Genomic DNA, 8162 nt, shown 5'->3' with positions numbered 1-8162 from the left:
AATTGGGTCAACAGGTAAAAGATGAGTAATTTTACTCATTGACAATAGTGCTTTTAGCTTAACTTGTGAGTAATGAGCTACCACAGCTACCATCACCAACCTCTCAATCAAAACTGTAGATTCAAAAGGGAAACAGCGACTTTACAACTTCAACATCGTTCCTACCAACAAAGAACCAGAACACTTAGGAATTCGCATCACTCCCGTCACCCCAAGAATGGAGCCGACTGTGAACGTTGATAGAGGTCGCGCCCCCGCAGCATCAGATGTTGAAAAAGGATTGCTGATTGCCATTCAAAAAGGCTACACAGCAGCCAGCGACCCAGTAGTCTACAGCGTGCGACAATTTTTAGCTCTGGTAAGAAATCAGAATCTATCGGCAGCCGATGCTGCTGCACGAGCCGGAGTAGACTTGTCTGTGATTGTCGAGCTGAGCCGCATTGCACGAGAAGAATTCAACTACCCTGGAACAAGATTTCAACAGCGACAACCGCCAACAGCCCGAACTACTCGGCTTCTTAAAAGTCGCTCTGCTTTTTGATTGGAGCCGGAGCTGCGGGAATAGGTAACGGGAATGGGGAGTGGGGGAGCGGGGGAGAGGGGAGAAAGGGAGAAGTTTGAAAACTTGCAACAACCCGATAAAAACTAGAGGGCTTCAACATCTAACATATACTCACCCAATTGAATAGAAATGAGGGATTATGTAACTGCAATCTACCTGAAAATTCAAACAGCTTGCTGTTTACTGCACACCTCTAATCTCCCACTCTCTCCCTCTCCCCCTCTCCCCCTCTCCCCACTCCCTACTCCCCCCCACTCCCCACTCCCTTTTTTCAACCAATGTTCCGCCCAAAAAGCTCAATTCAAAAAAAGTCTGCCCTCCCGCTGCGCGTTGTGCTTACAGTCCCCAACGCTCTCCTAATTTCAACCTTACTAGCTCTAACGGGATGGCTTTCTTTTCAAACAGGGCGGCAGACAATGAATGACTTAGTTGCACAGCTATTGTCCGAAGCAACGAGCCGCATCTCTGACCGCCTTGACAACTACTTAAAAGAAGGGGTTGGGGTTGGGAAAGGAGAAGGGACTTATAAAAAAATGCAAACTGGTTCGGTAAACCAACTTCCCCCAAGTCAAACAGCCGGAGTCACAATCAAACCAAATGGGAAAAGAAATGGGTCAGACTCTCCAAAAACAATATTCCGTCAACAAAAAACAAATCCTGCTTTTCCCACCCCAACCTCAACATTCAACTTGCACGATTTCCACATCAGCCCTAACTGTCAAGCCTTTATCTTAGACCGTTCGGGACATTTAGTTGCTCGGAACGAGGTAACTGAACCAAAACCGTCTATTTCTGTTGACGGACGGCAGCGAGAAAGCACCCAAGCTCTGCAACAAAAAGTAATCCAGCTTTCAACAGAGTATTTGCTTAAACATTATGGCAGCCTCGCTGCTATTAACAGCAGCCAAAATCTTAACTTTACTGCCAGCAACTCACTATACTGGCTGCAAGTCAGACATGAGTGAAAACTCGAAAGGCTTAAACTGGCTAATTGTGGCAGTTGTACCCGAAACCGACTTCACGAGCAAAGTTCAGGCCAACACCCGCAACACTATTTTGCTCGTGCTGCTGGCTTTGGTTCTTTCTATCTGCCTTTTGCTGTCCATTTCCCTAAGAATAGAACAGCGGCTGCTGCGGTTAATTTCGGCAACAGAGGCGATAGCTAGTGGCGACTTCGACTCAACAGTTTCAGGTAGCTGTGTTGCCGAACTCGAAGCCCTAGCCTGTGCTTTCTTGCGCATGAATGGCCAGTTAAAAGCATCTCGCAAGCGGTTAGAAGAATATTCTGGCGATTTAAAGTGGCAAGTTGCACAGAAAACTATTGAACTAAAACAAGCTCTAATTGCAGCCGAAAGTGCCAATCGCGCTAAAAGTACCTTTCTGGCGAACATGAGCCACGAATTGAGAACGCCTCTCAATGCTATTATCGGCTTTGCCCACCTTCTTGTCCGCTCCAAACAAACTGCCCCGGAACAGCAGCCGAGTTTAAATATTATCAATCGCAACGGCGAGCATTTGTTGAAACTAATCAACGATATTTTGTCGCTGTCCAAAATTGAAGCAGGTCAAATCACCCTCGAAGAAACTGCTGTTGACTTGTACAGTTTGCTCGATGACTTAAAACTTTTATTTCAGCTCAAAACTCAGTCGTCGGGCTTGCAACTTGTTTTTGAACGCAGTTCTGATGTGCCGCAATACATCCGAACTGATGAAAGCAAGCTGCGTCAGGTTTTGATTAATTTGTTAGGTAATGCTGTTAAATTTACTGAGGCGGGTAGGGTGAAGCTGACTGTAAAATGCCTTCAGCCACTGGCAAAAAAACCGTTACCCAAATTCTTTCTCCAGTTCTCAGTGAAGGATACAGGTCCTGGTATTGCGCCTGACGAGCTTAGCAGTGTGTTCAAGCCGTTCGTGCAAACAGCAACTGGCAGGAAATCACAAACGGGAACGGGCTTGGGATTGCCCATCAGCCGCTCTTTCGTCAAGCTGATGGGTGGCGATATCAAGGTCAAAAGTTCTGTGGGGAAAGGAACGGTTTTCAGTTTTTACATTAAAGTGAGTCGTGCAACACAGAGCGAAGTCCGTGACATCCAGCCTCAAAAACAAGTGAATGGACTGGCACCCAACCAACAAAATTATCGCATTCTGGTAGCGGACGATGAGTCGGCAAATCGGTTGCTACTAACTCAGATATTGAAGTCAGCCGGCTTTCTTTTGTGGTTTGCGGATAACGGAACTGAGGCTGTTAAATTGTGGCAAAAGTACAAGCCGGATTTAATTTGGATGGATTTGAAAATGCCGCTTTTAGACGGCTTTCAAGCTGCTCGAAAAATTCGTTCTCTGCCTGACGGCTCCAATACAAAAATTATTGCTTTGAGCGCTAATGCGTTTGCTGAAACCAAGAAACTCGCTTTGTCGAATGGCTTCGATGACTTTGTTGCCAAACCGTTCCGAGAAACAGTAATTTTTGAGAAGATGGCGCTTCATTTGGGAGTTCGCTATATCTATGAAGAGGAGTCGTCTAGGAAGTCCGAACAGGATGAGCCTGTTATGCAACTGACTTCTGAGTCGCTATCTGTGTTGCCGAGGGAGTCGATTAAGAAGCTTTATAAAGCAGCCGCTTGTGGAGACGAGCAAGCGGTAAGGCTGTTGATTGAGCGAATTCCCCTGTCGCAGAAGCCTCTTGCTGCGGCTCTGACTAAATTAGTTGATAATATGAGCTTAGATATTATCAGCGATTTGACTCAGAAGTGCATTTCGGCAGATTGTACGAGCGCCAAATCCCAAGACAGTTCTCAAAGTTAACTGAGGTATTATCCGGTATTGTCCAGAGAATTTTTTATTTAATCCACCTCCCTGTTTAGAACCAGTACCTCAGATATCGATATATGAATTTCGGCAGTCCATTTCGGCCAGAGAGCATGAAGAAAACTGAAGCCAGTCAACCGTTCAACAGAGCGTCGCTTGTGCGATAAACGGAAAAGTTTTACTGGATGCTGGGAATACAATCAAAATCCCAACACTCGGAACATTCCGGCTGCACGAACCACTGGAATTTAGTGTGGTTTCCCAGACTTTTATTTTATCAAAATCAGGAAGTCATAGACTGTAAAATTTCAGGAGTTCATAAACACGGAAGGGTTGGGCGAGTCAACTGAACAATTTGCATTAAAATACCTAGAATTAGTTGAATATTTTCAATAAAATGCTCTGTTGTTTCAATATAAACCGTACTTTTTTCGAGTTTCATAAACTTCCAAATACTGCCGGTTGTAACGGCACCATAAACACAAGAAATACTGTTGTTTTTTTGAAGATTAAACATCTGGGCTGCCAACATTTCAGCAATGCACTGGGCAATTCCAGATTTGATATTGTCATTCTTGGCTTCGACAAGTGTAAACACAGGGGCGTTTAAAGATAATTGTTCTGGTGAATGGCTAATCATAAAGTCACAGACACCGTTGAGTCCTTTGACTCGATCGATATTGAATTCCGTACCGGAAAAGAGGCTGATTTGACGATCGCAGCGCCTGCGGAGTTCAATCAATACCGGAGCGACAATCATCTCAGAGCGCGCTTTTTCCGTGTCGATTCCCAAGGCTAAGGGAATATTTTCTGCTAAAGTTTCCTTTAAAAGCTGACTGGGTTCGATCGGTTCTACAGCCGTAATAACTTCAGAGACTTCTCGAATTGTCAACCCGAGTTTATTTTTAATATCATCTAGGGAAAATTCGCTATAAGACATAATCGTCCATATATGTACTCTACTTTTATTGACTGAGTACATTATATGGACGATTATGTCTTATTGGGTATGTTTGTACAGATATTAACTTACAGCTTCAAACCCCCTCCCAGTTCGGCGCCCGCGATTCTCCAATAAACGGTTTTGCGCTTCTTGTTCGGCGACTCGTTCTTGTTAGGCACTCCCGGATTGCTTCTTGGGTACGATCGCGTTCAATGGCACTACCAATACAAACAGTCGCCGTTTTCACGCATCGCCAGTTCAGCGAAACCTTGATGCTTTGCTTTCCGGCAGTCGTCAAAAGCCACCATCCCCCAAAATTGACCTTCGACAAAAATAGGAACAGCGTGTAAAGCTTTCAAACCAATGGCTGCTTGCCCACTGCGAAACGGTTCTGGCATCTGCTAACATCTCTTAAGAGAAAGTTGGATCGCGCTCGCTTAGCTCAGATAGTGATATATGAAGTTTGAATGCATTTCGGTAGATTGTACAAGCATCATCCCAAGATGGTTTTCCAAGTTAACTCGGCGGTTATAACGTAGCTCAGATATTGATATATGAAGTTCGGTTTCAATCGAGCGATCGAACGAACATCCTTTTCAACTGTCTTGTCTGGTACTAAACTTGACGAGATTCTGCTCAATGGACTAAATATTAACTTGCTGTTTCAACGTGGGGTCCAACAGTGGTTTACCGTGATGCTCTCATATATCGATATCTGATGCCGACTCTCGATATATCATACTTAAATCATCTACTTAATTCAAAACCATGCAAATTCGACTAGCAGTCATCAGCAATGCTGGCGGCACTGGCAAAACCACACTTTCAGTTCACCTCGCCTACGAACTGGGGTTAAGGGGTTTGAAAGTAGCCATTATGGATCTCGACCCCCAAGGCTCCCTGACCCTTTTTTGCGGTCTAAATCCGCCAGAGCCAGAACACACACTGTCCGCCATAATGCGAGAAAGCTTCAATGGCTCTTGGCCTCTTACTCCTAGCTGGAGTTCCCACACCAATAATATAACCGTTTGTCAAGGCGGAATGACGCTGACGCAAACAGCAGACGAGTTAGTTCTGCACAAGCGTGGCGCTTATCTTCTAGGCGATTGCCTGAGCGACTATCCAATGGATCACGACCTAATTATCTTCGACTGCCCCGCTACCCTCGGCCCCTTGCCCTTGATGGCACTAACTGCTTGCACTCATATAATAGTGCCCGTACAGCTCGAACCAAAATCAATTCAAGGAGCAGCTCACCTGCTGGAGTGGTACTACCACCACTGCAAACAATTACGCCTCAAGCCGCAACCAGAAATCTTAGGGTTTGTACCCAACCAATACGATACTAAACGAGCCGTCCACCGACAACTTTTAGAGTCCTTGCCAGCCCAGCTAGAGCAGATGAATATCCGCGTTTTTCCACCTATTCGGGATAGTGCAGAATTTGTCAATGCCAGCGGTCAAGGGTTGCCATTACACCTTTATCGCCCGCTTCACCCAGCTTTAGGCGACTTCAAAGAAATTGTTAAGCACCTGGCTACTTTAATGGGAAATGGAGTTGCTCCGGCTATTGCCAAAAAAGGAAAAAAAAAGAAATAGTGTTTGATTCACAGTCACAACTTGCGCCGGCGAAAACGAATCCTTCGTTTTTGGCTTATAGCCATGAACTGACTTCTTCCAATCCCCAATTTAAAATCTAAAATCGCTATGGCCACCCGTAAAGCTCCCGACTTGGGAAATTATTTTTCATCCGCCAAGCAGTCAATGCACCTCTCTGAAGCTGAATCCGAGATTCAGGAACTCAAAGCAGAAATTGAAGAACTGCGAAAATCAGGATCGACCGAATTGGAAAATCCGCTGGCCGCCCTGCGAGAACAATTAGAGTCCGCAAGCGGTATCCTCTCCATTTCGCTAGATCGAATTGTGCCCAATCCAGAGCAACCCAGACAGACATTTTTGCCGGAAAGTATCGAGTCAATGTCCCGTTCCCTCGCTAGTGACGGACAACTGCAACCCATTATCTTGATTCAACGGGGGGATTTGGTGATATTCGATGGAGAGCGGCGCTGGCGCAGCGCTAAAAAGCTGGGCTGGCAAACTTTACAAGCTGTGATTATTCCAGAACCCGCCTCTTTGCACCGCAAAGCACTGCTGACTTCCCTGCACCGGGAAGACCTCAACCCTCTCGACAAAGCGGAAGCTATCGTGCGGGAGTTGTCTGAAAATACTGGTTTGGAAGCTGCAAACATCCCCCGCACTCTCTCAACAGTCGTGCGGCGCTTGAACGCGCAAAAGCGGATGAACTCGGTTTCTGAGTTGGTAACGGCGACACCTGACGAGCAGCAACAGGGTTTAACTGCTTTAGCTTTGGATGAAGCAGAGTTTGCCGTCTTGGGGACGCTGTTGGATTTGCAGCTCAATCCCGCTTCCGTAGATGCCAACATTTTCCCGATGCTGTCTTTGGCTGATGACCTGAAAATTGCTATCAGGCAATCAGGTCTTAAAGGGGTTCATGCAATGGTTCTTTCTAAACTCTCTGCGAAAAATTTGGTGTTGCCAGAGGAAGAAGCGCTGCCGATTAGAGTTAAAACAACTAATCAAGTTATTGCCGATAAATTGTCAGTGACTCAAACTCGTAAATTGGTGCAAGAAATTATCAGTTCCACTCTGGATGATTTCCCAGGAGCAGCCCGCCCGTTCAAGCAGGTCAAGTTGGCAGCCGGGAATTTGAAAAAGCTGTCACCGCAAGTGTTGGAGCAAGCTGAGGTTGAACAACTGGTGGAGTTGCAGGAGGTTTTGCGCCAAAAGCTGGCGGAAATTGAGGCGGTTTTGAAACAAAATGGTGGGGAATAATACCAATTTCATAAATTTCTGCTACAGAGGCAGTTCTAACTCCTCCCCTCGAACGGGGGAGTTGAGGGGGTAGATATTTAGCGATATTTTATGAATTTGGTATAACAACAAAGTTTCGATGGGGCTGTCTGCTGAAATCGATCGACTGTTTCTACCCATCGTTTTTATCGATCGCCTTCGATCTGATTAGCTGCCAGACAATCTATAATAAACGAATTGCATTGTGGAGGTAGTTATCCATGAGGCAATGCAAGCTTGTGAGTCAGTTTGTGAATTTTTTGATAAGTTGTTCTGTCTGACGGTAATTTCGATCGCAAAACAGCTTTTTGTTGGTTGTAGCAAGCACCGATCGCCTTGAGGAGTTTACCATTAATAGTCGGCGGGTTAAATCTTGCTTGATTCGATATATGTGGCAACCTGAAAACACATTGTCCTTATGAGAGACCGCGATCGCATCCAACAATACGCTCTCAAACTAGGTAGAGAAGGTAAACTCCTATCTTCAATATTAGTGAATATTGCTACCCGATTGCATCATGTTTTGAAAACAATTATATCTCAAAACAGTGGAATAAAACACTTACCGTATCGCGATTTAAAAATCACCCCACAATTATTAGGAACTATTGAAAAAACATTCGAGAAATACTTTATATCTGATTTTCTGGAAAAGAATGCAGAGTGGATACTGAATCAATTAGATATCTGCGAGCGAGGAGAAAACCTATCGGATATTCTGCCTGGAACGATCGCTTTTCACCCTGACGCATCCTTACCCAAATCCGAATCCCGGACAGAATCTCAGATAATTAGTGCGTGTGGATATCATGCTGCCGATGAATTACTACAACAAATAAATATACAAAATCTATCAGCAGCTCAGTTGGCAAAAATCTTAGAACTTGCACCCCTTCCAATTCCAGGGTAAACGCATCTAAATTAATTTGACAAAAAAGTGAATTTGTGCATTACTAAATCACTAAAAAAACCTTCTTA

9 protein-coding genes are annotated in these 8162 nt (G+C 45.0%); 6 read left to right on the top strand and 3 right to left on the bottom strand.

The window, feature by feature from the left end:
- The first annotated feature begins 229 nt into the window (after window positions 1–229).
- From QUB61_RS36265 to QUB61_RS36255, 3 genes are all read left to right on the top strand, one after another.
- Window positions 230–541, top strand: a complete 312-nt coding sequence (locus QUB61_RS36265; RefSeq protein WP_333135908.1) for a hypothetical protein — start codon at window positions 230–232, stop codon at window positions 539–541.
- A gap of 437 nt (window positions 542–978) precedes the next feature.
- Window positions 979–1527 carry a hypothetical protein gene (locus QUB61_RS36260; RefSeq protein ID WP_333135906.1) on the top strand — a complete coding sequence of 183 codons (549 nt, stop codon included), beginning with the start codon at window positions 979–981 and terminating at the stop codon, window positions 1525–1527.
- Window positions 1520–3367 carry an ATP-binding protein gene (locus QUB61_RS36255; protein ID WP_333135904.1) on the top strand — a complete coding sequence of 616 codons (1848 nt, stop codon included), beginning with the start codon at window positions 1520–1522 and terminating at the stop codon, window positions 3365–3367. Before QUB61_RS36260 ends, QUB61_RS36255 begins: the two co-directional genes overlap by 8 nt.
- A gap of 319 nt (window positions 3368–3686) precedes the next feature.
- On the opposite strand, the gene QUB61_RS36250 is transcribed toward QUB61_RS36255, so the two are convergent.
- Both QUB61_RS36250 and QUB61_RS36245 read right to left on the bottom strand, forming a co-directional pair.
- Window positions 3687–4310: a hypothetical protein gene (locus tag QUB61_RS36250; protein WP_106331512.1), complete on the bottom strand. Its 624-nt coding sequence runs from the start codon at window positions 4308–4310 to the stop codon at window positions 3687–3689.
- A 221-nt stretch (window positions 4311–4531) separates the two neighbouring features.
- Entirely contained in the window at window positions 4532–4711 is a 180-nt protein-coding gene (locus tag QUB61_RS36245) for a GAF domain-containing protein (RefSeq protein WP_333135902.1), read from the bottom strand.
- Window positions 4712–5081: 370 nt separating this feature from the next.
- Here QUB61_RS36245 and QUB61_RS36240 point away from each other — a divergent pair, with 370 nt between their 5' ends.
- The gene (locus QUB61_RS36240; protein WP_333033761.1) at window positions 5082–5912 is read left to right on the top strand and encodes a ParA family protein; all 831 of its coding nucleotides are present in this window, start codon (window positions 5082–5084) and stop codon (window positions 5910–5912) included.
- Between the two features lie 108 nt (window positions 5913–6020).
- Entirely contained in the window at window positions 6021–7166 is a 1146-nt protein-coding gene (locus QUB61_RS36235; RefSeq protein ID WP_333135899.1) for a ParB/RepB/Spo0J family partition protein, read from the top strand.
- A 233-nt stretch (window positions 7167–7399) separates the two neighbouring features.
- On the opposite strand, the gene QUB61_RS36230 is transcribed toward QUB61_RS36235, so the two are convergent.
- Window positions 7400–7582: a hypothetical protein gene (locus tag QUB61_RS36230; RefSeq protein WP_333058103.1), complete on the bottom strand. Its 183-nt coding sequence runs from the start codon at window positions 7580–7582 to the stop codon at window positions 7400–7402.
- A 20-nt stretch (window positions 7583–7602) separates the two neighbouring features.
- On the opposite strand from QUB61_RS36230, the gene QUB61_RS36225 reads away from it, so the two are divergent.
- The gene (locus tag QUB61_RS36225) at window positions 7603–8094 is read left to right on the top strand and encodes a hypothetical protein (protein ID WP_333135897.1); all 492 of its coding nucleotides are present in this window, start codon (window positions 7603–7605) and stop codon (window positions 8092–8094) included.
- The last annotated feature ends 68 nt before the right edge of the window (window positions 8095–8162 follow it).

The sequence above is a fragment of the Microcoleus sp. C2D2 genome (genome assembly GCF_036702495.1).
Classification (GTDB): domain Bacteria; phylum Cyanobacteriota; class Cyanobacteriia; order Cyanobacteriales; family Microcoleaceae; genus Microcoleus.
The sequence above is the reverse complement of the archived record's forward strand: the minus strand, read 5'-3'. Positions and strand labels throughout refer to the sequence as shown.